Origin of the sequence: Shewanella sp. 10N.286.48.B5 (genome assembly GCF_002874355.2) — a bacterium.
Taxonomy (GTDB): domain Bacteria; phylum Pseudomonadota; class Gammaproteobacteria; order Enterobacterales; family Shewanellaceae; genus Shewanella.
Genome location: NZ_MCVG02000003.1, coordinates 273,167 through 298,643, shown reverse-complemented (window position 1 = coordinate 298,643; position 25,477 = coordinate 273,167). Strand labels below are relative to the sequence as shown.

Below are 25,477 nucleotides of genomic sequence, written 5' to 3'. Positions count from 1 at the left end.
GCCCTAAAACTGTGAATTGCGCTTAATTTAGACTAAAAACTCTTATTTTTCCTGAGAGCTTGCAGTAGAATGCCCCAAAAGCGGAACACTTGTAAGCTTAAAGGTGGTTAGTAATGTCTCTTGAAAAATTTCACTTAGTAAGACTGCTACAGCAGCAAAGCCAAGCATTAAAAGATAAAATCGCCCTCGAAGGATTTGAGATGGCCGCTCCATGGAACAAAGTTTCTTGGAGCCAGTTTGATACTATTACCAACAAAGTCGCACAACTGTTGATCGACTTTGGACTAAAAGCCCAGGACAAAGTTGTCATTGTGGCGCAAAACAGCCCCCAGTGGAGCTGTGCTGATATCGGCGCATTAAAAGCCCGTACTGTTGTCGTACCTGTATACCCAACAAGTACAATGGAACAAGCGGTGTTTATCGTTAACGATGCTCGCGCTAAAGTTATTTTTGCTGGTGATGAAAGCCAGTATGTCACCGCTCGTAAAATTCAAGCTCAATGCCCAAGTGTTGAGCACGTGATTGTATTCGACAGTCAAGTCGCATTAGTATCAGATGAGCATTTTCATTTTGATGACTTATTAATTTCTGAGACCTCGCCAGCAAGTGCAACCGAGCTAGAGTCTCGTTTATCACAAACCAGCCTTGATGATTTACTGACCCTTATTTATACCTCAGGCACCACAGGTGACCCAAAAGGTGTGATGCTGGATTACCGTAATATCGCATCAATGGTTGAGCAACATGATGCTGAAATCGCCTTTAAATCAGGTGATGTATCGTTAGCCTTTTTACCATTAAGCCATGTATTTGAGCGTGGTTGGACTTTCTACGTACTTTGCCGCGGTGGTCATAATGTTTACTTAAATGACACTAACCGCGTTAAAGAAGCCATTGCTGCAGTTAGGCCGCATACTTTATGTGTGGTGCCACGCTTTTTAGAAAAAGTGTATAGCGCAGTTCATGACAAGGTGAATAGCGCCCCGGCAATCCGTCAAAAGCTGTTTAACTGGGCAATCGGCGTGGGTGCGCGTCAGTTTGAAGTAAGCCAAGGCCGTAAACGTGCCAGTTTTGCTTTATCTACGCAGTGGAAATTGGCTAACAAATTAGTCTTTAGTAAATTGCAAAACGTATTGGGTGGACGCCTTAAGTTTATGCCTGTTGGCGGCGCTGCGTTAGATGTTAATGTCGGCGGTTTTTTCCATAGCATTGGCGTACCTATTTTATGTGGTTACGGCATGACAGAAACCTGCGCTACAGTAACCTGTAATACCTTAGATAACCGAGTATCGGGGTCAAACGGCAAGCCATTACATGCAATGGAAGTTAAAATTGGCGACAACAACGAAATTCTCATTCGCGGTGAGACGGTAATGCGTGGTTATTATAATCGCCCACAAGATACCGCAGAAGCTTTTGAAGAGGGTTGGTTAAAAACCGGTGATGCCGGCATGCTAGATGCTGAAGGTAACTTATATATTACCGATCGCATTAAAGAGTTAATGAAAACCTCAAACGGTAAGTATATTGCGCCGCAACGGGTTGAAGGTAAGGTCAGCTGTTGTCCGTTCATCGAGCAAGTGGCTATTGTCGCAGATGCGCGCAACTATGTGTCCGCCTTGATTGTTCCTGCTTTTGAGTCTTTAGATGCTTGGGCTAAAGAGAAAGGAATTAGCTATGAATCGCCACTTGAGCTACTGCGAAACTCATATGTGATTGAGCACTTTGAACAGAGTTTAAAAGAGCTGCAACACGAATTAGCAGGCTTTGAAAAAATCAAAAAATTTACTTTACTGCCGGAAGCATTCTCGACTGAGTCAGGGTTAATCACCCCAACCATGAAGTTGCGTCGTAAGAATATTTATACTAAATATGACCGTGAAATTAATGCGATGTACGCTCGCTAGTACGGATTAAATCAGTACGGCAGTACGAATAAGTTACTGGTTTACATTTATTTCAAAAGGGAGCTGATAGCTCCCTTTTTTTGTGGCCATTATTTATAGGTGACTCAAACACGAAGGTCGCTTAAGCTATCGGCTGCCGAGTTTAAATCCGCTGGTTATAACAGCTTAAAAACAATAATAATAAAAGGACTTACCTGTGTCTGATACTCAATTTACCATGAACCTTACTCCACGCTTTTGCGAAACCGATGCTTTAGGCCATATCAATAACACAGTGATCCCAGTGTGGTTTGAAGCGGCGCGTGATCCGATTTTTGAGATTGTGAATCCCGGCCAAGATTTGTCGAAGTGGAACATGATTATTGCTGGTTTTACGATAGCCTTTAACGCTCCGACTTTTTATGGCGCTGAAGTAACGGTAAAAACCTACGTGAGCCGAGTGGGTAATAGCAGTTTTGAGATAGCCCAAAGCTGTTGGCAAAATGGTTGTCAAACAGCAGAGGCCAAAACCACTATGGTGCATTACGATTATCAAGCAGAAAAGAGTAAGCCGTTAACTGATGCAGTAAAAAGCCAACTAGCGCAACTAACTGGCCCTGCAGAGTAATCTAGCTTATAAGCTATTCGCCATGCTGCTCTAATGCTGCTAATAATTCAGCAGTCAGAGTGGCTTTTTGGCCAGTTTTAAAGTTAAACATCACCACTTTTGCGCTGCCTGTAGTGGTAATCGCTTGTTGGGCTTTACTAAAAACACGGTAATGCATCATAAAGCGGTCTTGTTTAATATCGCTGATAGTGATGCCAACCAGTAGCGTGTCAGGAAAGGTCACTGGGCGCTTAAATTTCGCTTGAGTTTCACTAAGCACTGGGCCCACCGAGGTTTTTTTCAATTCATCCATCATGTTTATTTGACTGAAAAAATCAATTCTTGCGGTTTCAAAATAGCGAAAATACACCGCATTATTGACGTGATTAAGAGCATCCATTTCTCCCCATGCCACAGGGATTTCAGTAATAATTGAGTCTTGCGCGATAAACTGTTCCATAACACCACTTTATTTAAACGTTTGTTTGAATTTTGTGCAGCATATCAGTCGCTAACAAATTCAACAACCTCGGCTAATTCTTTGCTATCGATTTGCCAATATGCTTTGATGATTAATAATGATGTCATTGCTAGGGAACGCGCAGAACTTGAAATCCTTAAACTATGCTCGCTTGCAGCAGCTAATCAGCGAACCCATAAATAGTTGGCGCGCCTTGCCAGGCGCTATTCTCACCTACTTTAAAACCGTTATCGGCAAGCTCACCGTGGCGCAAAAGCTATACTTTATTGCGTTTCTGCTGATGCTGGTTTTTGATGGTTTCACCTTAGTGGCTATCATTGCCATGATTGCGATGATGGTCGAGTTTTGGCCACTATTTACTAAAACCTGGCATAGTTTGGCCGGCAAAGCCTTTTTATTATTATTTTATGCGGTGATAGCTAACTTTTCACTAGTATGGGCTGGTACCGTGGTGAATGAAGTCACCGGTATTTCGGCTCAGCACTTAGCTTATACCCACAATTTAGTGGTGCTGCTGTATATGCCTGTGTGGTTTGTGGTGATCAGTGGCATCGCTTTAATGCTGCTTCAGTTTGCTATCCCACTATATTTTGTATTTCGACCATTTTTTAAATTGGTTGGTGTGAAAGCGATTAGCTTTACCAACAGCGAGCATTACCGTAAACGGACTATTTTGTTACGGGTGATCCTGGCTTATATCGTGCTGACCAATATCTTGCTGCTGGGAGATTTTGAACACAGTTTTGATAGCATTGACCCCAAGGCCAGAATGGCGAGCTTATTAAAAGAAGAAGCCAGTGTGCAGGGAAGAAATGTTGTTAAAGCGCCAGAGCCTACAACGCAAGAGCCAATTCCTGCAAAGCCAATCGCTGAAGAGAAAATCCCCCAAGAGCTTGAACAGCTGGTTAAAGATATGACGGGTAATTCTATCGCTGAAATTAACCAGGGTAATTTAGCGCCAGCGGATATTACTGCAGATTTAGCAGAGCCTACCTCTGAACAATCAACACCTGAACAAGTTGGCTTTGAAGAAGTTGAATTTGAAAAGACTAAGCAGCTGATTGAAGATATTACCGGAGAATCAACCGAAGATATTGAGGCCGCTGATTCATTTAATATTAACTTTAGCGATGAAAATACTGAGCGCCGTTATGACTTAGTGCGTGAAGCTTACCGAGTGTTGGTAAGAAGCATGGTAGCAGGCTTTGTGTATTATTTTGAGGCTGACCAATTTTCTCGTTGTGAGCACATTAAAGACAGTAAAGTGGTTGAGCTTAATGACTATGAAATTTTAGAGATTAGCGCTGATAAAGAGAAAGGTAAATACGGCTACACATTTACAGTTAAGCAGTGTGTTTCTCCTGCGTTTCCAGCGTCTTATTATTCGGCCCAATAAGTGGTTTTGCAAATTTGAAGGCTGGTTTTAGATAGCTTATTTTGTAAGACGTAAGCCATAAAAAACGACCATCAAGGTCGTTTTTTATGGTCGTTAATCATGCTTAATCAATGGTTAACTCAGCAAAGCTTTTGATTTGCGCAAACTTAGCCGTTTTTTGGTTTTCAAAACGCACCATATGGCGGGTATGTAGACCTGCTGCTTCAGCGGCTTTTAGCTCTTCTACCACATCAGAGATAAACAATACCTGCTTAGGGCTCAAGCTGATGGTATTTAAGATATTGCAGTAGGCCTGCTTATCTAATTTGTTACCGGTACGGGTATCAAAATGGCCACTAAATTTAGGGGTTAAATCACCCGCATCGCTGTGGCTAAATAATAGTTTTTGCGCTTCAGCAGAGCCTGACGAAAAGCTATAAAGACGAATATTGCTCGCTTCTAAGCCTGGCATGGCATCAATAAAATCTGGATAGATATGGCCTGTAAACTCGTTAGCGGCATAACCTTGCTTCCAAATTAACCCTTGTAAGGTTTTTAATGGCGTAGCTTTGCGGTCTTCATCAATCCATTGAGAGAGGATTTCAGTAACGCGTTCAATTGAAGCGTCTGCTTCTAATGCTAAGTCGCGTACATCACTGATACAGTATTCAACTAGCGGGTTATGTTGATTTTGCGCTAGAAAATCACCCATAGCCTTTTTTGAATAAGGAAATAGTACATCTTGAATAAAATCTAGATCAGTGGTGGTGCCCGCTGTATCTACGATAATCGCTCTAATACCCATAATGAATATGTACTCCAATCCTTAAGTTTGCCTGCTGAAGATCCTAAGCTTTATTGGGGCTATTGGCTAGTCCAAATAACAACTTGTGGCGCAGTAACGCACAAATCAGTCGGCAGTATTTATATTTTTGCTAGCTACGCAGATGAAAACAGCCAATATTCAACAATCTTACTGTAGAAAAGGTGAGAATGTTAACAACATTAGGTATGATGAATTCAGTTACTTAGCTAAAAACATCATCACCTTAAAAGGCTATTACTATGATCTCAAAATGGGCAAAACGATTTTTCCAAATGGCAGAACTGGTAGGCTCTTGGAGTAAAGATCCCTCTACCCAAGTGGGCGCGGTGATCACCAAGCATAACCGTATAGTGTCTGTTGGCTTTAATGGTTATCCCCATGGTATTTCTGACAGTGCAGAAACCGATGACCGTGATATGAAGCTACTTAAAACCCTGCATGCGGAAGAAAATGCCATTTTATTTGCTAAGCGAGATTTAGATGGTTGTGATATTTGGGTGACCCATTTTCCTTGCCCTAACTGTGCTGCCAAGATTATCCAAACCGGGATAACCGGGGTGTTCTGCCCTGAGCAAAGCACAGACTTTTTGTCTCGCTGGGGCGACAAGATTAAAATTAGCCAAGATATGTTTTTACAAGCTGGGGTTAAAGTGAACTGGTTACCGATAAACGAACTTAGCGACGATTAACCTTACTGTAACTAATACGCTGAAGAAGTCGCCTTATTGGCGACTTTTTTTGTGGTTGATTTTCGGGTTATAGTTTGCGTCATTTTATTTCACTGCTGTACTCATTCACCCCTAGCTAAGTTTTTCACAACTTACTAATACTTAAAAAGTATAAAAATCAGTATTGTTATTACTCGCTCAATTAGATTTTATTCAATTATATTTTTATCAATTAGATTTATCTCATGAATATGATCAAGGTCAAATTAATGCCTACCTATTTTGAGTAACATCTTTAACAAGGCATTAAAGATTTGGTTTGTCTTGATTGATAAAAAGAACTAAAGAAAAATTGATGAGGTAGTAATGATGAACAAAAAAATAGCGATGACAGTAGCCTTAGTGGCAATGTGCATGATTGGCGGCAGTTTTGCAGCTGATGGCGGCAACCCTAAAAAGGGTAAACATCTGTATAAAAAACAATGTAAAGCTTGCCATAGTGTCGGCACCGAAGGCCCTGAGTTAACCCCAATGGCAAAAACCATGAGCCAGTGGGACAGATTTTTCAAGCGCGATCAACATAAGGCTAAGCCTGAAGTATTCAAAGCCCTATCAGAAAAAGATCTGAAAGATATTCAGCAGTTTTTATATGACCACGCAGCGGACTCTGATCAGCCACAAACCTGCGGCTAGCGGAAATCGTGCGTCCTGATGGCGGCTTAGACTTAATGCAAAAGTCAGAATAAGCCAGCAACACCATCAGTTAATCCAGATAAAAAGCAGAAAAATTGAGTTTATCGCTCAGGGATTTCTGCAGCCAAAATTTAGCCTAAACCTATGTATTTGGATGGTTTAGGCAAAATAAAAGGAAGCCAAATTATGCGTACCTTAATATCAATACTCGTTGCCAATGCATTAGCGTTTAGTGGTGCGGCCATGGCCGCAGCACCGTCATCAGCCAATGATGATGCTCAAAAAATGGCAGAGCTAAAACAGCAATTAACCGAAATAACCGAAGAGCTTGACGATCTTAATTCACGGGTGGATAAAACTGAGCGCCATAGCGCCTTAGATAGATTAACTATCACAGGTGACTTTAGAACCAAAGTGCATTCATTGCACTATCAAGATGTGACTTGGAATCCTGCCATTAATGTTAATTTTTCAGATTTTGGCGCCAAAGCCATGTCAGGAGCATTTGGCGACCCTACTAGCGCTGACTCACCACTTGGGCAAATGATGGCGACCAATCCTGCTTTAGCTCAAGCATTTCAAAGTGGCCAATTACAAGGTGTTATGCCCTATGTACTCGCGCCTAAAACAGTTCAAGACATCGACAATGACTTACTTTATACCACTCGTTTACGCTTAAATATGAAAGCTAAAGTGTGGGATAACGTCAGCTTTGCGGGTCGATTATCTATGTATAAAAACTGGGGTGATTCAACGGGAACTCAAGTATTTGACTCATGGCGCTCTTTTACTATGGATGGCACCAGTAGCGGTAATACCAGTGGTGATTGGCTAAGAGTTGAAAGAGCCTATTTTGACTGGCGTAATATCGGCGGTAGCCAAACTTACCTGTCTATTGGACGACGTCCGTCAACTTATGGCCCTCCAAGCCATTACCGTGAAAACGAAATGCGTGGCGGTACCCCATCTGGTCATTTAGTTAACTTTAACTTTGACGGCGCCACTTTAGGTTACAAACTCGGTGAAATTACTGGTATTGATGGCCAAGTGGTGCGCTTTTGCTATGGCCAAGGTTTTGAGTCTCAGTGGGGCAATGGCGAAATGTTTGGCGATATCGTCACCAAAGATACCCATTTAGGCGGCTTTAATATTGATGCCATTAACGATGGTAACCACTTCTTACAGTTAACCTTATTTGGCGCCAAAGATGTTAATGATGGCTTCAAAGGCACCATGGCATTTCCAACTCAGTTGGCAGGTATATTTGCGCCAACCATGTATCAAGATATGCAAAAGTTCGACAACTTTAACTTTGTCACCCGCGTACAACCCAGTGGCGTGATTGGTGATATGTACTTAGGTGGTTTGGGTTATGCCTATGAAAGTGATGAAGACTTTAAAGCCTTTGCTTCATTAGGCTGGACTCGCGCTGAGCCAAATGGCAACAGCGGTATGTTTGGTGGCATGTTATCTGATGCCGTTTTTGAAGCGCAGCTTAACAGCACCGGTACTGAAATCATTATGATGCCAACGGTTGCTGATGATGCCTCAACAAAAGACGGCTATGGTATTTATGTTGGTTTCCAAATGCCTGCACCAATGGGTAAATTTGGCCTTGAATATAACTATGGCTCTGAATTCTGGACGCCGTTCACCCAAGCTCAAGATGACCCAATTGGCAGCAAATTAGCGACTCGTGGCCATGTTGCTGAAGCCTATTACATCTTTGATATCAATCCTAAAATGTTTATCAAGGTCGCAGGGCTGTATTACGACTATGAATATACCGGTAGTGGCACTCCAGTGGGCGCACCGCAAAAAATTGATGATGTGATTGCAGGCTCTGCCTATTCCATGTTGCCTGTTGTTGATACTGCTTATGATGTAAATGCATCATTAACAGTTAATTTCTAAACATGGTGCCCCTGCGTGGCAGGGGCTAGGAGTGCTATATGAAAACCATGAAATTAGTAGTCGCATTAGCCTTTTGCAGTCAGATGGCCTATGCAGAATTTGATCATAAAGAAGTGATTGAGGGGCCGTTTACCCAAGGCTCTGACGTCACTGAGCAATGTATTGAATGCCATGAAGACCATGCGAAAGAGTTTATGAAATCTTCCCATTGGACTTGGGAGTTAGAGCAAGAATTACCAGGCCGCACTGTGAAGCGCGGTAAAAAAAATAGTATCAATAATTTTTGTGTCTCCATTAGTGGTAACGAGCCGCGCTGCACCAGTTGTCATGCGGGTTATGGCTGGAAAGACAACAGCTTTGACTTTACTGATATGACTAAAGTGGATTGTTTAGTGTGCCATGACACCACAGGAACTTATATCAAAGAGCCTGCAGGCGCGGGTGAAGCGATGGCGAAAGTGAATCTTGAGCGGGTAGCACAAAATGTCGGCCAACCGGTTCGAGATAACTGCGGTACTTGCCATTTTTATGGTGGCGGTGGTGACGCGGTGAAGCATGGGGATTTAGACTCTTCCATGTCATATCCTGAAAAAGATACCGATGTGCATATGGACACTGACGGCAATGACTTCCAATGCCAAACCTGTCATACCACTGCAAGTCATCAAATCTCTGGCAATGCCATGGGCGTGTCACCGGGGGGAGAAAACCCCATTGGTTGTGAAAACTGCCATGACAGTGCGCCCCATGACAATAAAAAGCTTAATACTCATACTGCTGCGGTCGCCTGTCAAACCTGTCACATCCCATTTTTTGCTCGTAATGAGCCAACAAAAATGCGCTGGGACTGGTCAACAGCAGGGCAAGAGTTAACTGAAACCAAAGACAAAAACGGCAAAAAAACCTTTATGAATAAGAAAGGGAGTTTTGAATGGCAAAAAATGGTGCCGCCGCAATATGCTTGGTTTAACGGTAAAGCTGATGCCTATATGGCGGGTGATAAAATTGATCCAGCTCAGGTGATAAAACTCACTTATCCTTTGGGTGATATCAATGACAGCAAAGCCAAAATCTACCCGTTTAAAGTCCATACTGGTAAACAGATATTCGACAGCAAATTGAATATTTTAATTACCCCTAAAGTGTTTGGTAAAAATGGCTATTGGGACAAGTTCGATTGGGACTTAGCATCAAAACTTGGCATGGAAGCTAATACCACCATGAAAGAAAAAGGCCTCAGTTATAGCGGTGAACATGGCTTTGTGGAAACTGAAATGTGGTGGCGTATCAATCACATGGTTTCACCTAAAGAGCAAGCCCTACAATGTAGCGATTGCCATAACAAAGGTCAGCGCCTTGATTGGCAAGCATTAGGTTATGACGGCGACCCAATGAAGAATAAAAAGGGCAAACGTCACCCAACTGATTAAGGTTATTGGTTTAATCAAAATCGTTTAGATTTGAACCTTGTTTGCAGTGATTAAAAAGTGCTTAGCCCGAAAAGGTTAAGCACTTTTTTGTTGTTACGCTTGAGTCAAAGGAAATACTCGCGGCGGGTCGAGATTGAGCTGACTCAATAGTCGCAAGTTAAAGCAAGGCTTTATTGATGCACTAACACGCCGTTTTTAACCACATCCTTACAAGGATTCACCCCATAAGAGTAGGCCAGTTGCGCTGGAGTGCTGATATCCCATAAGCAGAAATCAGCTGTCATGCCGGCGGCTAAACTGCCGACATTGGCTTCAATACCTAAAGCTTTGGCGGCATTAATGGTCACGCCTTTTAAGGCTTCCTCTGGAGTCAGCTTAAATAAGGTGCAGGCCATGTTGAGCATTAATAAGGTTGAGCAAATAGGCGATGAGCCCGGATTAAAGTCACTGGCGACCACCATAGGTACATTATGTTTGCGTAACAGATCTATTGGCGGCATTTGGGTTTCACGTAAAAAGTAATACGCGCCGGGTAACAAGGTTGCGCAGGTACCATGTTCACTGAGCGCGATAACCCCTGCTTCATCAAGGTATTCAATATGATCGACTGATTTAGCCCCCATTCTTGCCGCCATAGCGGAGCCGCCTAAGTTAGATAATTGCTCAGCGTGGAGTTTGATATCTAAACCGGCCTGTTTGGCGGCGGTTAATACTCGCTCGGTTTGCTCAAGGTTAAAGGCAATGTTTTCACAAAAAACATCCACTGCATCGGCAAGGTTTTGCTCGATAACCGCAGGCAGCATGTCGTTAATCACCATATCAATATAGGCATCACTTCGTGCGGTGCTGTTTGCAGTGTCTTTATATTCCTCAGGTATCGCATGAGCGCCTAAGAAAGTGGTTTTAACATCAACATGATGATTACGGCCAAGTTCGCGGGCCACTTTAAGGATTTTGACTTCGGTTTGGGTATCCAAACCATAGCCTGATTTAATCTCGACCGTGGTGACGCCTTCTTTGGCTAAGGCGTTTAATCTTTGTCTGCCAAGTTCAAATAGCTCGGCTTCGTCAGCTTCACGACACGCTTTTACGGTTGAAATAATCCCACCGCCAGCGCGGGCGATATCTTCATAGCTGGCGCCTTTGAGGCGCATTTCAAATTCGTTAGCGCGATTGCCAGCAAAAATTAAATGGGTGTGGGCATCAATCAGCCCTGGGGTGATCCAGCCGCCTTTGCCGCGATAGATGGGCATTTCAAATACATCAAATTCAGGCATTTCTTTACGCGGGCCCATCCAAGCAATTTTACCGTCTTTTACTGCAATGGCGGCATCGGTTATTGCGCCATAAGCGACTGAACTGCTTGGATCCATTGTTGCAATATTGACATCAATCCACACATGATCCCACGACATAACCGCTCCTGAAAATACTCATTTTTTAGACTTTATCACAAAACAGTACTTGTTTTAACTTGTATATACAAGGTAAGGTTGTTGGTAGATTTTTAATCACATCAAGGGCTGGGCGAAATCCGTGTTGGCTAAATTTGCACAAATAAAGCAATCCATTCTGGCTCGTATCGAAGCGGGTGAGTGGCAAGAAAATGATCAAGTGCCATCAGAAAATCAACTTGCTGAGTTGTTTTCTTGTAGTCGCATGACAGCAAGAAGAGCATTGACTGAGCTGGTGGAGGCTGGGGTGTTAGAGCGCACTCAAGGTATTGGTACTTTTGTGGCGGGGATTAAATCGCAGTCATCATTATTGGCCATTCGAAACATTGCCGATGAAATTAAAGACCGTGGTCATGGCTACAGTGTTAAGCAGCTTAAGTTAACCCAAATTGCTGCCACAAGACCCGTTGCGGTGGCCTTAGGATTAGAAATTGGCGACCTTGTGTATTACTCGGTATTGCTGCACTGCGAGCAAGATGCGCCATTACAGGTCGAAGAGCGCTTTGTGAATCCAGAATTAGTGCCTGACTACTTACTGCAAGACTTTACCCAATTAACCCCCCATGAATATTTATCCAAGGTGGCACCTTTAACCGAAGCCCGTCATCGCATCGAAGCCATTATTGCCAGCGAGCAAATGCAGCAATTATTAAATATTGAGCCAACAGAGCCTTGCTTACAAATTTTGCGTCGCACTTGGTCACGCAAAGGCGTGGTGAGCTTTGCGCGCTTGGTTCACCCCGGCAGTAAATTTAGTTTAGGGGGCCATTTAACCTTTAACAGTTAACTGCTTCTAAACAGAACATCATTAAAAAAACCTAAAAATATTAGACATCAAGCTGACAATGTTAGTTGAAGAGGAAAATATGGATAACACCATTAGTAAAAGACACGACCCTAGCCGCCGCATTATTGCCCCTCATGGCAGTCAATTGAGTTGTAAAAGCTGGATGACAGAAGCGCCAATGCGGATGTTAATGAACAATCTGCATCCTGATGTAGCCGAGCGCCCTGAAGATTTAGTGGTTTATGGCGGTATTGGCCGCGCGGCGCGTGATTGGCAGTGTTACGACAAAATAATTGAAGTACTGCAACGTCTAGAAGATGACGAAACCTTGATGGTGCAGTCAGGTAAACCTGTGGGGGTATTCAAAACCCACACTAATGCGCCGCGGGTGATTATTGCTAACTCTAACCTAGTGCCACATTGGGCTAACTGGGAACACTTTAATGAGCTGGATAAAAAAGGTTTGGCGATGTACGGCCAAATGACCGCCGGTTCGTGGATTTATATTGGCTCCCAAGGCATTGTTCAGGGCACTTATGAAACCTTTGTCGCCATGGCCAAGCAGCACTTTGGGGGCTCATCTGCGGGTAAGTGGATTTTAACTGGTGGCCTTGGCGGCATGGGCGGCGCGCAGCCTTTAGCCGGCACTATGGCGGGTTATTCAGTATTAACCTGTGAAGTAGATGAAACTCGCATTGATTTTCGTCTGCGCACTCAATATGTCGATAAAAAAGCTACCAGTCTTGATCAAGCATTAGCCATGATTGATGAGGCTAATGCCTCTGGTAAGCCTGTGTCCGTTGGCCTATTGGGTAACGCTGCCGATATTTTTGCTGAGTTAGTTGAGCGTGGTATTACCCCTGATGTGGTGACCGATCAAACTTCTGCCCATGATCCATTAAACGGTTATTTACCTCAAGGCTGGACATTAGAGCAAGCTGCTGAAATGCGTAAAACTGACGAAGCGGCAGTGGTTAAAGCGGCTAAGCAGTCAATGGCGGTGCAAGTTAGAGCCATGCTGGCGCTGCAAGCGGCAGGGGCGGCCACAACAGATTATGGTAATAACATTCGTCAAATGGCCTTCGAAGAAGGGGTTGAAAACGCCTTTGATTTCCCCGGTTTTGTGCCAGCTTATGTGCGTCCACTATTTTGTGAAGGTATTGGTCCGTTTCGCTGGGTGGCATTATCGGGCGATCCTGAAGATATTTATAAAACTGATGCCAAGGTCAAAGAGCTTATTCCTGATAACCCTCACTTGCACAACTGGTTAGATATGGCCCGCGAGCGGATTGCCTTTCAAGGTTTACCGTCACGAATTTGTTGGGTGGGACTAAAAGACCGCGCCCGCTTAGCATTAGCCTTTAATGAAATGGTTAAAAATGGCGAGCTATCAGCGCCGATTGTCATTGGCCGTGATCATTTAGACTCTGGCTCGGTTGCCAGCCCAAATCGTGAGACCGAATCCATGCTCGATGGCTCAGATGCGGTTTCTGATTGGCCATTAATGAATGCCTTACTTAATACGGCTAGCGGCGCAACTTGGGTGTCATTGCACCATGGCGGTGGTGTGGGAATGGGCTTTAGTCAGCACTCTGGGGTGGTGATTGTAGCCGATGGTAGTGATGATGCAGCAGTGCGTTTAGGCCGAGTATTATGGAATGACCCAGCCACAGGCGTGATGCGCCATGCGGATGCTGGATATGAACTTGCGCAACAATGCGCCCAAGAGCAAGGCCTAGATTTGCCAATGCAAGGAGCTAAATAATGACTGCAACACCTTATAAACTGCTGCTAAAACCAGGCACACTGACGTTAGCGCAATTACGCCGTATTGGCCGTGGTGCAGTTCATCTAACCTTGGCAGAAGAAGCGATTCCTGAAATTAATACCAGTGCCGCGATAGTGCAACAAGTATTAGATGAAGGCCGAACTGTATATGGCATTAATACTGGCTTTGGCTTATTAGCTAACACCAAAATTGCCCCTGAGGATTTGCAGTTATTGCAGCGCTCAATCGTGTTATCACACGCTGCGGGCACAGGCCAATACATGCAAGATGCCACAGTGCGTTTAATGATGGTGCTAAAAATTAACTCATTAAGCCGCGGCTTTTCAGGTATTCGCTTAGAAGTGATTAACTTTCTTATTCAGTTGGTTAATGCCGGTGTTTATCCCTGTATTCCAGAAAAAGGCTCAGTGGGCGCATCGGGTGATTTAGCCCCGCTATCGCACATGTGTTTACCTATGCTGGCAGAAGGTGAAATGAGCTACCAAGGTCAAATCATTACAGCAGCAGAAGGGCTTGAAATTGCAGGGCTTAAACCAATAGAACTGGCTGCAAAAGAAGGTTTAGCACTGCTTAATGGCACCCAAGCGTCAACCGCTCTAGCCCTTGAAGGTTTATTCCATGCTGAAGATTTATTTGCTGCAAGTTCAGTTATTGGTGCCATGAGTGTTGAAGCGGCTATGGGCAGTCGTAGCCCGTTTGATGCCCGTATTCACGCGGCTCGTGGCCAACAAGGTCAAATTGATTCAGCGGCTATCTTCCGTCACTTGCTAGCTGATGAGTCTGAGATCAGCCAAAGCCATGTTGATTGTGAAAAAGTGCAAGATCCATATTCTTTGCGCTGTCAGCCACAGGTGTTGGGGGCATGTTTAACCCAAATTCGCCATGCTGGTGAAGTGTTAGGGGTTGAAGCTAATGGTGTGACCGATAACCCACTGGTATTTCAAGACACCGGCGATATTATCTCAGGTGGTAACTTCCATGCTGAACCTGTTGCTATGGCAGCAGATAATTTGGCTATTGCTATTGCTGAGTTAGGCTCAATTGCCGAGCGCCGCATAGCACTGCTCATTGACTCTAGCTTATCGAAATTACCGCCATTTTTAGTGAAAAATGGTGGGGTGAACTCAGGCTTTATGATTGCACAGGTGACGGCGGCGGCATTGGCATCTGAAAACAAAACCTTTGCGCATCCAGCTTCTGTGGATAGTTTACCGACCTCAGCGAATCAGGAAGATCATGTCTCGATGGCAACTTTTGCAGCTCGTCGGTTGCGTGATATGTCTGAAAATACCCGTGGGGTGTTAGCGATTGAGCTATTAGCTGCAGCGCAAGGGTTAGATTTTCGCACTCCATTACAACCCAGTGATGCGGTAGTGGAAGCCAAAGCCGAGCTGCGTGAAGTGGTTGCGTATTACGATAAAGACCGCTTTTTTGCGCCGGATATCGAAGCGGCGACAGATTTACTCTATAGCGCCAGCTTCAATACTTACTTACCTGCGGGTATGTTAGTGAGCTTTTAGGGTAGCGAGTTAGCAGCTTGAAACAAAAGGCTTGAACAAAAAGACTCAAAACAAAAAAAGGACCTGCGGGTCCTTTTTCTATTATGACGATTTTGATAATGCTTACATGGTAAAACCAATGGAGATTATTGCCGCTTCGGCACTGGTGTCGTAACCCGCGCCGATGACAAAGCTATCAAACACTGTGTAGCGTACCCCAACTTCAGCGCCCCAGTCTTTATCACGGTTAGATTCCCAGCGCGGCTTGCCGTTAACTTCGCGGGTAGAAATATTGTTGGTGTAGTTTTGTTCGTTTATAAAAACCGTGGCGCCGCCATAGAGATTAAAATTTTCAGTTAGGCTATAGCTTAACCCAAAGCGCCACATGTATTCTTCGGCATAAGCTTCAGCCGGCTCTGGTACATCAAGGTCGTATTTATCACCCCAAGCATAACCAATATAATAGCCCCAGTCGGCGTAATCAGGGTCAAAATGTTTCATGGCAAGGGTGATACCAAACATATCGCCGCGGCTATCGATAAAATCCACTAACAAGGCAGTCGAAGGCTTAAACTTTTGTTCATCCGTTTCTGCGCGGGCGTTACTGCTAACCGAGAGAATGCTCAGTGTTAGGATGACTGCTAGCCAAGTGTGTTTCATAGGAACCTCAATTCGTTTTAATGTTCCAATGGTAAGTGAAGGGAGCTCTAGGTCAATTAATGTGCTCAACTTTGCAACCAATATCATTAGTTTACTTTGGTATGCTGTCGCCTTGTTTGAATGCGGTGGTGATTTGATGGCGAACTTGTTATCAAATTGAAAGCGGGTTAATTAATCGATAAATATGCTATTTTGGATCGTTCTCAATAAGTCTTTGTTCTCTATAATGGCTTTGGATGTTGTAAACCTAGTCTTTCAATCAGTATAAATGTGTAAGGAATTAATGCGTGGATAACGAGTTACGTGATGATATTGCCAGTTGGTTGCTTGATATTGGGGTGAATAGTCAGCCCTCTGACAGTGTAGCAACATCAATATTACTGATGGTGAGCTTTATTTTGGCAACTATCGCTTATTACATTACCAAAAAGGTATTTGTAAAAGCGGTTAATGCGATGATCCGTAAATCGACCGTGACTTGGGATGATATTTTCATGCGCTATGGCGTATTGGAAAAATTGTCCTTGTTAGTGCCAATCATGACCTTGGACTTACTGATCCCGATTATTTTAACCCATCAACAGTTGCTGGGCTCAGTCATTGACCGTGGCCTAAGCGTGCTGGTGGTCATTTTTGTTATTCGGGCGATTTACGCCTGTTTAGATGCGGTAAATGAAATTGCTGATGTCAGGCTGATTAGTCGCCGCTTACCGGTTAAAAGCTTCGTACAACTATTTAAACTATTTTTATTCTTTGTTGGTTTTATTATTGGCATATCAGTGATTGCAGATGAGTCGCCAATTTACTTTTTAAGTGGTTTAGGTGTTGCCACCGGTTTAGTGATGTTGGTGTTTAGGGACACCATTTTAGGCTTTGTTGCTGGGATTCAATTAGCTGCTAACCGTATGGTGAGTAAAGGCGATTGGATTCAAATGGACAAATATGGCGCTGATGGTGCTGTAGATGAGGTATCACTCAATACCGTAAAAGTACGTAACTGGGACAATACCATCACCATGATCCCAGCTTATGCGCTGGTATCAGACGCCTTTAAAAACTGGCGCGGTATGTCAGAAAAGGGCGGCCGCCGAATTAAGCGTTCAATTAATCTTGATGTTAATAGTATCCACTTTCTGACAGAAGACGATATTACTCGGTTGTCGAAAGTGAATTACCTTAAAGATTACTTCCCTAAAGTATGTTCAGAAATTTCCCATGCCAATGAGCAGGTTAGTGATATTGATATGCCGGTTAATGGCAGACGCTTAACCAATGTGGGGACGTTTAGAGCTTATTTAGATGCCTATTTACGTCAAAATAATAAGCTACACAAAGACATGACTCTGATGGTGCGCCAACTTGCGCCAACGCCAGAAGGTCTGCCTATCGAGTTATATGTGTTTACCAATGACGTCCGCTGGGCCTTTTATGAAGGCATTCAAGCAGATATCTTTGATCACGTCTTTGCCATCTTACCTGAATTTGGTTTACGTGCTTTTCAAAGCCCTACTGGGGATGATATTCGTAGCATCAAGCCACACTAGCTTTTTGGCTGCTCATCCGAGGGAATATAGTGCGGGATAACCTTAGGGTGGCGACCGTTAATATTACGGAAAAAATCTAAAATACGATTCATGTCAGTGGCAACATCGCCACTGGGATGCAGCGGTTGATTAATCACAATAGACTTGGTTTTAAAATCTAATCCCACGGTGATTATCGGCACCTTGGCTTTAGTGGCAATATGATAAAAGCCGGTTTTCCAGCGAGTAACCGCGCTTCTGGTTCCTTCGGGGGCCAGCGCCAACTTATATTGGTTATCGTCATTAAATAGCTGCACCACAGCATCGACCATATTGTTGTTTTTGCGTCGATCCACAGGGCTGCCGCCTAAGGCTTTAAAAAACCAACCCCAAGGGGGAATAAACAGCTGATGTTTGCCTAAAAAGTGAATTTTTACCCCTATAGCAAAGCGGGCGATAATACCGACAATAAAGTCCCAATTACTGGTATGTGGGCCAACCACCATAATGAATTGTTCATCAGCGGCGACCTGGCCGTCTAATTTCCAGCCATTAATGGCCAATAGCCATAAACAAAATTTACTAAACATGCGCTATTTTCCAGTTTATTTCACTCTGATACGCTAGAATCTAACCATAACAGAATGAATTTATATATTAATTTCACAGAATCTCATGTTACAGATATCGCTTATCTCAACATGTTTTATAAGCCAAACCGCAGTTGGGATAAACACGACACAGCATGCTTACTGGGTTATTAATCTAATGCAAAAGTACTAAATCATTGTTATTACTGTGGCACTCGTGTTGGGTAATTTCAACCTTGGTACAAATTAAGGAGAGTGTGTGAAGCACCCGATAATTATTTTATTCGCCGTTATTTTTGGTGGTTTTACTACTATGTTAGCGGCAGAAGATAAACCAACAGCGACTCAAACCGCCTCAGATGTTGCACTCAAACAAGCTGAATTAAAAATCGTGCCATTAAAACCTGCTTCAACTGCCAAGGTCGAAGTTGGCGTGATTGAACCCGTTGCCGATTTAAAGGTAGAGCCAAGCCCTTCAGATAGCTCACCTAAAACCACGAATACAGCAGATATTGCAGCAGAGCAGCTAGTTAGTGCCGTTACCGACACCTTAACTTCAGCGCCGGCTGAGGCTGAGGTTGAGGTTGAGGCTGAGGTTGAGGCTGAGGTTGAGACTGAGACTGAGCCTGATGCCGTCAGCGCAGTTGTCTCACTTGAACAACAATCCGTGTCACTAGACGAAGTTAATACCAATAGTGCTATACCTACAGATAGAATTAGAGCAGTGATTTCACAGCAAGAACAAGCCTGGAATAGCGGCGATATTGATGCCTACATGCAAGGCTATTGGCAAAGTGACAATTTACGTTTTGTGTCTAATGGTAAGTTTAGCTACGGTTGGGATGTAATTCTTGCTAGCTATAAAAAAAGTTATCCTGATTCAGCGCGCATGGGCAAACTGTCGTTCAATGTGAAAGAGATTAAAATGCTCAGCAACTACGCCGCATTGGTTGTGGGTCGTTGGCAATTAGAACGTACAAAAGACAAACCTAATGGTGTGTTCACCCTACTGATAGAGCGTATTGATGATAAGTGGGTGATAACCCATGATCATTCATCTGATTAATTGCTTGGCTGCGAATAGATTAATTCGGACTTAGGGTGTTATAACAAAATGCTGTTGCCCTAAGTTTCGAGCTTTGCCGTCATAACGCACTTCATAAAAGTCGATGTTGCCGTTTTTATCTCGCATTACCACACTGGTTGAGCGGGTGCCATATTCTGGATGGCGAATAAAAATCGACGACAACAGCCTTTCCCACTCAATTTCAATGCCAGTACTAGGTAGGCTGCTATCTTCAGCTTGAGATTCATCACGCATAAATGCCAACATTTGTTCAATATTGGGCTGCTTTTCAGCTAATAGATGCTGCTCTAACGCCTGTAATCCCTTGGCCATTTTCGGCCAGACATCATCTATAGCGCCATTACTCACAGCATGAAAACCTTTAGTTAATGGCGTGTTCTCAGCAGTGACGCTATTAAAACAGTAAAGTTGCTGCTGTTGCTGATAAACAAGATTAAACGGACTGTAATTAGCGCTGTGTTGGCGTAGCCAATCAAGGCTGACATCTTGGCGAAGATCGAGAGTGTTAACCACCAGTTCGCCGCGACTTCTTAGGCCATCGGCTTGTTGATTGCGAATATTGGTAAGGCCTGCAAAGTGACCTTGTTGATTCACTCCAAGCCAAGTGCCGCCAGCTTGTAGGTCTTTGCCTGCTAATATCGACTGAGATTGAGGTAAACTGCTGTTAGCAACTGTTTGCCAAAAATGGGCTGGATCGGTGGCGCGATGATGAAACTCATCACGATTAGCGCACACAATCAGTGGCCATTGGGGATGCATGTCTACCGCGATAAATAAAATACACATAGGCTTGGTTAAGTCGGCTCAGTTATTCGGTCGATGATAAAACATCATAGCCTGAATAACATGAACCTGACAGTAACCCTCGCTTAATGCGGCGGCTTAATTAGTGGTGATGTTTATGCTCTGTTGGCGCAGCCGCAGATTTATCTGAGGTATTAGCACCATGGGCGTGTCCATGGGAGTGATCGTGGTTATGATCATGGTTATGACCGCTAAACTTAATCATTAAGCGACTTAAGAACTTACGTGGTCCTAAGCGCAGTAAGCTAGCACTAAAGATTAATCCCACCACAACTAACCCCGCAATATTAACGTTATTTGGCAAGGTGAGTAACTGGTGCCAATCAACCAGATACTGGTGTGCGAATAACAACGCGACGGCTAATACAGCTGACAATGACAAGCGCATGCTCCAGCTCATTAGCTTTAACTGGCTAAGGCTAAGCACAGGCGCTGCAATAAGTGCAAATGCCACTGCGACATTGCTCCAGCCGCTATAGGCTAATGATAATGCCAGTACTGCCGCGCCTAAATTACAAAAACGCATCGGTAGAAAGACGACTAACAAGATTAATACTTGCAGTGCTGGGTGCTCAAGATGTACCGACGGATGACCAATGAGGTTGGCTAAAATTAAGCTAAGGGCAATCCAGGGCGCGCTGCGATCCACTAAATGTGCAAACCCAAAGCGCCAAGCCGATTGCGGTAAATTCTCGTGGGGATCGGTAAGTTCAACTTTACCCAAGCTGAGTAACGTGCCAATCGCCAACAATGAAATAGCTTGATATATGGCAAACCAAGGCCCCAATAATAGCAAGGTGATCAGCAAGGCTTCAGGGCCCGCTAGACGCTGTAACCAGCGACTGGAGAGGCTACTGTTTTGCGGGGTTAACCCAGCTTTGAAGCGCGCAGTGGCAATTAAGTAACTGGCAATTAATATTGGCGAGATGGTCAGTAACCAAGACATAAACTGATCCGAGCCATGGCTGTGATGGGCGTGTGCGTGGGCATGGCCACCACTGTCCATTAACAATAATACAGTTAGTAATGCGACCCCCAATAAACTGCCAATGCCTGCTTGGTATTGATAGCGACCTTGATGATCTTCTTCGTGTTGTCCGTGGGGCTGATGTAGCACCACATGCAAAATTGATCCGGTAACAAAGGCTTGTAAATAAACGGTATTATCTAAGCTGAGGCTATCGAGTAGTTGCTCGCCAGCAAAGTAACCCAAGCCTGTGAGTACCATCATCGCAGCTAATACCGCACTGGCCCAGCGGGTACCAACCTGGGGTTTTAATAGCCACCAAATTGCCACACCAACGGGTAAGCGATGCATAATCACTCCCAGCGCTAATAAGCTAGAGTTACCCTCTTGTTGGGCTAAAACCATGGCGCCACCATCGGTAATGGTGTGCAGCAATAGTCCGCCAATCCCTAAAGTTAGGGTAACGTTATGGGTAATATCTGAGTAGCGGTGGAAAAGCCGTTCACTGGCTGTGGGACCCCATAAGCCAAGCACCACGAACAGCAAAGTGATAAAACCACCATGTTCAAGGAGTTCAGGCAAAATATGGATAAGCACCAACCCGCCTAATGAGACGAAGATAAATCCATCTAAGCCTTTTTGTAGCCCACTCCCTGATGAGAAGTAGCGATAAAAAAGCGGTCCGAATAAAAGTGCAATACAACTAGCAGCTAGATAGAGCATGGGATCCAAAGAATCAATGAAACGGAAAAAACACCGCAGTATATCGCAGTCTTTCAATTAACTTAATACTTGCTTTGCTTGATTATCACTCATGATGACAATTTACACGGTAAAGATAGCCTTCAGCGTTGCAAGATAGAGCGAAAGTCACGGTTATTTCTGCCAAATGACTGTATTAAGTATACAATAGTAGTTCATTGTTAATAATTAATAGAACTAATGTAATGGACATCTTTTCTGCTGCAGTCATGCTTTTCCTGATTATGGACCCTTTGGGCAACTTGCCTATTTTTGCTTCAATTTTGCGACATATTGAACCCAAAAAACGCCGCCGAGTGCTTATTCGTGAATTATTGTTTGCGCTGGCAATCATGTTGCTGTTCTTGTTTGCCGGCGAGGTGATCCTTAATTTTCTTAGCCTGCGTCAAGAGTCAGTGAGTATTGCAGGCGGGATTATTTTGTTCTTAATTGCCATTAGGATGATTTTCCCACAACCGGGCGGCGTGGTAGGTTTAGCCGCCGGTGAAGAGCCATTTATTGTTCCTATGGCTATACCGTTAATGGCTGGGCCATCAGTGTTAGCTGCATTAATATTATTGGCGCACAGTGACAGTAGCAGAATGATGGATTGGACTATTGCCTTAGTGGCGGCTTGGGGTGTGAGCGCAGTTATCTTACTATTCTATAAAGTCTTTACTCGCATATTGGGCGAAAAAGGCTTAACCGCAGTCGAGCGTCTAATGGGTATGGTGCTGGTAATGATTTCGGTGCAAATGTTCTTAGACGGGGTGTCGAGCTATTTAAAAACTGCCGGCTAATCAGCTCATGTCAGGCATCGCTATAGTCAACAAGGCCGCTTAATGCGGCCTTTTGGTTTTCTACGCAATATTCTCTACCTTTCAGTTTATCTTCGATTATTTTTTACTTCTTTAGTTGTATAAAAATCGCTCTAAAAAGTTGTGTAAAGCCGTTTTAGCAACTTTACTTAATATTACTCTTTGATTCATCTTCGTTGTTTGGGCGTTCATTATGCGCATTGTATTCGCTATCTTTTTTAGCTGGGTTATTTGGGGCTGTAGCCATAGTAATAGCGCCGAAAACGGCTCTAATCAGACCCAATTAACGCATCAAAATAATACCATTCAATGTGGGGCAATACCTCCTCCTTTAGATATGTCCGGCGTTAAACAGAATTTAATCAAAAGTGGTGAAATAACGACAGATATGAGTGAACAACAGCAACAAGAGATTGTTCGTCGTTATATCGCCAAGCGTAACAATGCATTTAAAAAGTGCAATCAAAGGAAGTAAAGGAGGCATAGGATGCCTATTCAATGGAGTAAAATCTTTACTGGTGCTATGACCATATTGGCAATGACTCTTTTTTCGTTAAACGCCATGGCAGCGCCGAGTCAATACGCTTCTCCAGCAGATGCTGGGGTAATGAATCAGCAACAGATCCAATACTGGTTGATTAAGCGCGGTGAGCTGGCAATTGATGCCAGCGAGGCAGCAAAGCAAGCTGCGGTAGAGAAGTTCACTCGCAAAGCAAGTCATAATTATCTGCCTGCTGAGGTCAAAATACTAAAGCAAATAGCTGCCAAGAATCGATCCCAACGAATAAAAGTCTCACCAGTATCAGCTCCGGCATTGGCTGACACGGATGTCACCAAAACCGTGAATGTGCTGGCGGTATTGGTCGACTTTCCTGATTTACCCTATAACGCCAATCGTTTAACCAAGTCTGATACGTCAATGTTTTATGACGATTATTCCGTACAACATTATCAAGATTTGCTTTTTTCTCGATCTGGATTTTCTGGACCTAACCGTGAGGTGCTTCAAACGGCTTATCAATATTTTGCTCAAGCCTCTGGTGAGAGTTTTTTCTTTCGTGGTCAGGTTAAAGGCTGGGTAACCGCCAGTAACAATGCTGCTTACTATGGCGCCAATAATTCGGTTTTCAGTGATAATGATATTGCAGTACCTGAATTGGTTATGGAAGCCGTTACTCAGGCCGTTAAAGGGATGAGCGCGACAGAATTAGCTGAATTCGATAGTGAAGATCCATTTGATTTTAATAACAACGGCAATGAAAATGAGCCTGATGGCATCATAGACCACATTGTCATATTTCATTCCAGTATTGGTGAAGAGGCGGGCGGCGGCGTGTTAGGCACCGATGCTATTTGGTCGCATCGCTTTTTTGTTGGTGCCAATAGCCAAGGACAAGCTCTTCCTGGCACGTCAATGAAAGTTTATGGCTATACCATTCAGCCTATCGACTCAGGTACCGGGGTCGTTACCCATGAGTTTGGTCATGATTTAGGCCTGCCTGATGAATACGACACTAATCTGGGGGATGGCGCGCCAGTGGGTTACTGGTCGTTAATGGCAAGTGGTACTTGGGTGGGTCAAGCGCAAGCGGGTAATCCTTATATTGCTGGCAGTAAGCCTGCGGGCTTAAGTCCTTATGCCCGTTCATATCTGCAACAACGTTACCAAGGCAAGTGGGTCAATGAGCAAGCCATCGACTTGGCCGATATTACTGCTGAAGGTTTGACTGCTGAGGTTTTTGCAGCAGTTAATGCTGATGCTGTGAATCAATTGTCCATCGCATTACCCAATCCCCCCTTCGCCTTTAAGTCACCTTTAGTTGGCGACTATCAATACCATTCAGGTAAAGGCCATCAACTTACCAATAGTCTGAGTTTCGAGGTAGATTTACCCGCTGACGCACAGATTGAGCTTGTTATGCAGGCACATTGGAGCATAGAAACAGATTATGACTATATGCAATTGTTGATTGATGGCGTAGCCATTGTCGGCAACCATACCAGTGCCAGTAACCCTCTGTTCAACAATGTAGAGCACTATATTTCTGGGGTATCGAGCGATATAGCTGGCGCTTCAGGAACAGATGCTTGGGTTGAACTGGTTTATGACTTGAGCGATTTTTCAGGGCAAAGTGTGCAAGTTGAAATGAGCTATGTAACGGATCAAGCTGTAGGTGACTACGGTATTGTTATTGACCAAATTGAAATTAATCAGCAAGGCGTCAACATTTACCAAGACGGGGCCGAAGAGCAAGGCAAAGTTGATTTAGTGGGTTTTTCAAGGATCGATGATACCTTACCCGGTTTGCCGCAACGCTATATTGTGCAACTGAGAAACCATCAAGGTATTGATGCGGGCTTGCAAAGTGTCGGCTACGAGCCCGGTATTTTATTATGGCTCGAAAATAACAACTATGAAGATAACAATGTCGCCGAGCATGAAGGTTATGGCTTTATTGGGGTTATTGATGCTGACCAGAGTCTAATAACTGGCGGGTCTTCAAGTGTGCAGGTACGTGATGCCAGCTTTAGCTTATATCCTCAGTCAAGCTACGCTAACGATAGCGCTCTAAGTAACTTTAGTTTATTTGATGATAATGCTGATTACTCAGCGCCCCTGCAACCGCAATCAGGCATGGTGTTACCTGAACTGGGCTTAACGATGGAGGTGCAGGCGCAATCGTCAGACAGCTCAAGGGCAATCGTCGAATTTAAACTAAATGGTGTAGTTACTTCAGAGTTTATGGGCGAAAACCAGACAATTGCTGGCGACGATGGATCTCAAAGCAGTAGTGGCGGTAGTTTAGCTGGGGTGTATTTGTTGCTACTGAGCTTACTTCTTGTAAGGCACTCGACTAAAACATAAGGCTATAAGCTT

General features: G+C 44.0%; 22 protein-coding genes. 15 read left to right on the top strand and 7 right to left on the bottom strand.

What is annotated here, in order from left to right:
* Nucleotides 1-113: 113 nt before the first annotated feature.
* A complete protein-coding gene (locus BCU57_RS18275; RefSeq protein WP_102435909.1) occupies nucleotides 114-1,907 on the top strand; it encodes an AMP-dependent synthetase/ligase in 1,794 nt (597 codons plus the stop codon).
* 196 nt (nucleotides 1,908-2,103) lie between these two features.
* Nucleotides 2,104-2,514 (top strand): acyl-CoA thioesterase, encoded by a 411-nt coding sequence (locus tag BCU57_RS18270; protein WP_102435911.1) that lies wholly within the window; start codon nucleotides 2,104-2,106, stop codon nucleotides 2,512-2,514.
* Nucleotides 2,515-2,527: 13 nt separating this feature from the next.
* Here BCU57_RS18270 and BCU57_RS18265 read toward each other — a convergent pair whose 3' ends face one another.
* Complete coding sequence (locus BCU57_RS18265) at nucleotides 2,528-2,953, bottom strand: acyl-CoA thioesterase (protein ID WP_102435913.1); 426 nt, start codon at nucleotides 2,951-2,953, stop codon at nucleotides 2,528-2,530.
* 148 nt (nucleotides 2,954-3,101) lie between these two features.
* On the opposite strand from BCU57_RS18265, the gene BCU57_RS18260 reads away from it, so the two are divergent.
* Complete coding sequence (locus tag BCU57_RS18260) at nucleotides 3,102-4,370, top strand: hypothetical protein (protein ID WP_102435915.1); 1,269 nt, start codon at nucleotides 3,102-3,104, stop codon at nucleotides 4,368-4,370.
* 103 nt (nucleotides 4,371-4,473) lie between these two features.
* Here BCU57_RS18260 and mtnC read toward each other — a convergent pair whose 3' ends face one another.
* Nucleotides 4,474-5,154 carry an acireductone synthase gene (gene mtnC / locus BCU57_RS18255; protein WP_076541452.1) on the bottom strand — a complete coding sequence of 227 codons (681 nt, stop codon included), beginning with the start codon at nucleotides 5,152-5,154 and terminating at the stop codon, nucleotides 4,474-4,476.
* Between the two features lie 260 nt (nucleotides 5,155-5,414).
* Here mtnC and BCU57_RS18250 point away from each other — a divergent pair, with 260 nt between their 5' ends.
* The 4 genes from BCU57_RS18250 (at nucleotide 5,415) to BCU57_RS18235 (ending at nucleotide 9,880) form a co-directional block, all read left to right on the top strand.
* The gene (locus tag BCU57_RS18250) at nucleotides 5,415-5,864 is read left to right on the top strand and encodes a dCMP deaminase family protein (protein WP_102435917.1); all 450 of its coding nucleotides are present in this window, start codon (nucleotides 5,415-5,417) and stop codon (nucleotides 5,862-5,864) included.
* A gap of 348 nt (nucleotides 5,865-6,212) precedes the next feature.
* On the top strand, nucleotides 6,213-6,536 hold the full coding sequence (locus tag BCU57_RS18245) for a c-type cytochrome (RefSeq protein WP_372000418.1): 324 nt from the start codon (nucleotides 6,213-6,215) through the stop codon (nucleotides 6,534-6,536).
* 186 nt (nucleotides 6,537-6,722) lie between these two features.
* Complete coding sequence (locus BCU57_RS18240) at nucleotides 6,723-8,450, top strand: DUF3373 domain-containing protein (RefSeq protein ID WP_102435921.1); 1,728 nt, start codon at nucleotides 6,723-6,725, stop codon at nucleotides 8,448-8,450.
* Between the two features lie 47 nt (nucleotides 8,451-8,497).
* Entirely contained in the window at nucleotides 8,498-9,880 is a 1,383-nt protein-coding gene (locus tag BCU57_RS18235) for a tetrathionate reductase family octaheme c-type cytochrome (protein ID WP_413201665.1), read from the top strand.
* Nucleotides 9,881-10,050: 170 nt separating this feature from the next.
* On the opposite strand, the gene hutI is transcribed toward BCU57_RS18235, so the two are convergent.
* Nucleotides 10,051-11,295, bottom strand: a complete 1,245-nt coding sequence (gene hutI / locus BCU57_RS18230) for an imidazolonepropionase (protein ID WP_102435925.1) — start codon at nucleotides 11,293-11,295, stop codon at nucleotides 10,051-10,053.
* A 121-nt stretch (nucleotides 11,296-11,416) separates the two neighbouring features.
* Between hutI and hutC the strand changes: the two genes are divergently transcribed.
* The 3 genes from hutC to hutH all read left to right on the top strand — a co-directional run bounded on the left by hutC (nucleotide 11,417) and on the right by hutH (nucleotide 15,430).
* Entirely contained in the window at nucleotides 11,417-12,121 is a 705-nt protein-coding gene (gene hutC, locus BCU57_RS18225) for a histidine utilization repressor (protein ID WP_102435927.1), read from the top strand.
* A gap of 91 nt (nucleotides 12,122-12,212) precedes the next feature.
* Nucleotides 12,213-13,886 (top strand): urocanate hydratase, encoded by a 1,674-nt coding sequence (gene hutU, locus BCU57_RS18220; protein ID WP_102436061.1) that lies wholly within the window; start codon nucleotides 12,213-12,215, stop codon nucleotides 13,884-13,886.
* A complete protein-coding gene (gene hutH / locus BCU57_RS18215) occupies nucleotides 13,886-15,430 on the top strand; it encodes a histidine ammonia-lyase (RefSeq protein ID WP_102435929.1) in 1,545 nt (514 codons plus the stop codon). The genes hutU and hutH overlap by 1 nt, the downstream gene beginning before the upstream one ends.
* 102 nt (nucleotides 15,431-15,532) lie before the next feature.
* Here hutH and BCU57_RS18210 read toward each other — a convergent pair whose 3' ends face one another.
* The gene (locus BCU57_RS18210) at nucleotides 15,533-16,069 is read right to left on the bottom strand and encodes a hypothetical protein (protein WP_102476489.1); all 537 of its coding nucleotides are present in this window, start codon (nucleotides 16,067-16,069) and stop codon (nucleotides 15,533-15,535) included.
* Nucleotides 16,070-16,356: 287 nt separating this feature from the next.
* Between BCU57_RS18210 and BCU57_RS18205 the strand changes: the two genes are divergently transcribed.
* Complete coding sequence (locus tag BCU57_RS18205) at nucleotides 16,357-17,613, top strand: mechanosensitive ion channel family protein (RefSeq protein WP_102435933.1); 1,257 nt, start codon at nucleotides 16,357-16,359, stop codon at nucleotides 17,611-17,613.
* Here the strand turns inward: BCU57_RS18205 and BCU57_RS18200 are convergent.
* Nucleotides 17,610-18,182 (bottom strand): lysophospholipid acyltransferase family protein, encoded by a 573-nt coding sequence (locus BCU57_RS18200; RefSeq protein WP_102435935.1) that lies wholly within the window; start codon nucleotides 18,180-18,182, stop codon nucleotides 17,610-17,612. The genes BCU57_RS18205 and BCU57_RS18200 overlap by 4 nt on opposite strands.
* 667 nt (nucleotides 18,183-18,849) lie before the next feature.
* On the opposite strand from BCU57_RS18200, the gene BCU57_RS18195 reads away from it, so the two are divergent.
* A complete protein-coding gene (locus BCU57_RS18195) occupies nucleotides 18,850-19,248 on the top strand; it encodes a YybH family protein (protein WP_102435939.1) in 399 nt (132 codons plus the stop codon).
* 30 nt (nucleotides 19,249-19,278) lie between these two features.
* Here BCU57_RS18195 and BCU57_RS18190 read toward each other — a convergent pair whose 3' ends face one another.
* Together BCU57_RS18190 and BCU57_RS18185 are read right to left on the bottom strand one after the other, a co-directional pair.
* Nucleotides 19,279-20,055 carry an NRDE family protein gene (locus tag BCU57_RS18190; protein WP_102435941.1) on the bottom strand — a complete coding sequence of 259 codons (777 nt, stop codon included), beginning with the start codon at nucleotides 20,053-20,055 and terminating at the stop codon, nucleotides 19,279-19,281.
* Between the two features lie 100 nt (nucleotides 20,056-20,155).
* Complete coding sequence (locus BCU57_RS18185) at nucleotides 20,156-21,763, bottom strand: metal transporter (protein ID WP_102435943.1); 1,608 nt, start codon at nucleotides 21,761-21,763, stop codon at nucleotides 20,156-20,158.
* A gap of 224 nt (nucleotides 21,764-21,987) precedes the next feature.
* Between BCU57_RS18185 and BCU57_RS18180 the strand changes: the two genes are divergently transcribed.
* The 3 genes from BCU57_RS18180 to BCU57_RS18170 all read left to right on the top strand — a co-directional run bounded on the left by BCU57_RS18180 (nucleotide 21,988) and on the right by BCU57_RS18170 (nucleotide 25,465).
* Nucleotides 21,988-22,581, top strand: a complete 594-nt coding sequence (locus BCU57_RS18180) for a YhgN family NAAT transporter (protein ID WP_102435945.1) — start codon at nucleotides 21,988-21,990, stop codon at nucleotides 22,579-22,581.
* 211 nt (nucleotides 22,582-22,792) lie between these two features.
* The gene (locus BCU57_RS18175; protein ID WP_102435947.1) at nucleotides 22,793-23,074 is read left to right on the top strand and encodes a hypothetical protein; all 282 of its coding nucleotides are present in this window, start codon (nucleotides 22,793-22,795) and stop codon (nucleotides 23,072-23,074) included.
* A gap of 12 nt (nucleotides 23,075-23,086) precedes the next feature.
* Nucleotides 23,087-25,465, top strand: coding sequence for an immune inhibitor A domain-containing protein (locus tag BCU57_RS18170; protein ID WP_102435949.1), 2,379 nt, complete (start codon nucleotides 23,087-23,089; stop codon nucleotides 25,463-25,465).
* The last annotated feature ends 12 nt before the right edge of the window (nucleotides 25,466-25,477 follow it).